General features: G+C 71.5%; 3 protein-coding genes. All 3 read right to left on the minus strand.

The genetic code is table 11. The features are described from left to right. On the minus strand, window positions 1–299 hold a 299-nt coding region (tsaB, locus tag AC2VON_RS23035), incomplete at its 3' end, for a tRNA (adenosine(37)-N6)-threonylcarbamoyltransferase complex dimerization subunit type 1 TsaB (RefSeq protein WP_486954922.1). Continuing rightward, window positions 284–757, minus strand: a complete 474-nt coding sequence (gene tsaE, locus AC2VON_RS23040; RefSeq protein ID WP_486954923.1) for a tRNA (adenosine(37)-N6)-threonylcarbamoyltransferase complex ATPase subunit type 1 TsaE — start codon at window positions 755–757, stop codon at window positions 284–286. The genes tsaB and tsaE, both read right to left, overlap by 16 nt. Next, on the minus strand, window positions 750–1,177 hold a 428-nt coding region (locus AC2VON_RS23045; RefSeq protein WP_486954924.1), incomplete at its 5' end, for an alpha/beta fold hydrolase. The genes tsaE and AC2VON_RS23045, both read right to left, overlap by 8 nt.

Here is a 1,177-nt window from a genome sequence, read left to right on the forward strand (position 1 = left end):
CCGTACACCGGAATGCCCAGCGCATGGCCGTAGGCGGCGGCGGTGGCCATCCCGACCCGCAGCCCGGTGAACGGTCCGGGCCCGCAGCCCACCACCACCGCGTCCAGGTCGGGCATCGAAAGCCCGGCGTCGTCCAGCGCAGCCAGCACGTTGGGGGTGATCCGCTCGGCGTGCGCACGCGCGTCGACGGTGACCCGCTCGGCCAGCACGGTCGCGCCGGCAGAGTCCACCAGACCCGCCGTCACCGCGGGGGTGGCGGTGTCGACGGCCAGAATCGCCCGGCTCACGGCAGGTTCCACCGCCAGGTCGCGGTGCGCACCTCGGAGTCGGGATCACTGCAGCGCTCCAGCGCGATGTCGAGGTGACGTTCGGAGAGCCGTTCGGCCAGCCCTTCGCCCCACTCCACCACGACGACGGCGTCGTCGAGCTCGGTGTCGAGATCCAGCGCGTCCAGTTCGGCCAGCAGGTCGATACCCCGGTGGTCCAGCAGCCGGTAGAGGTCGGCGTGGATCATCGCCGGGACACCTGCCCGCCGGGGCCGGTGCACCCGGGCCAGCACGAACGTCGGCGACACGACCGGACCGTCGACGTCCAGCGCGGCGGCGATACCCTTGGCCAGCACGGTTTTTCCGGCACCGAGCGGGCCGGCCAGCACCACCACGTCGCCGGCACGAAGCTGCCGGCCCACTCGAGTGCCGAACGCCAGGGTGTCGGCCGCGGTGGTCAGGGTCTCGGTGCCGCTACAAGTTTCAGCCACTCCCACTCCCGGTGGCAGCCCGCCCCCGCAGCCGCCGGGTCAGCGTCAGCCGTCGCGGGGTGGCCCGCTCGACCAGCCGGACCAGAGCGTCGTCGATCACGTCGGGCTCCTCCAGTTGCACCAGATGCCCTGCCCCTTCGACGATCACCAGCTCGGAGTTCCACAGCGCGGCCGCCATAGCCCGCGAGTAGCCGTCCGGGGTGAGCAGGTCGTGATCGCCGCAGGCGATCAGGGTCGGGATTGCCGAAAGTGGCTCCAGCGCCGCACTTTCGTCGTGCACCTCCAGCGCGTGCAGGAATCCCACCATGGTGGTGATCGGGGTGGCGTGCATCATCTCCTCGGAGAACGCCACCACGCTCGGACTGGTCTCCTCGCGGCCGTAGGAGGCGGCCCGCAGGATCGGTCCGATCACCGGACGAG

The organism is Mycobacterium sp. TH-M82, from assembly GCF_057473605.1.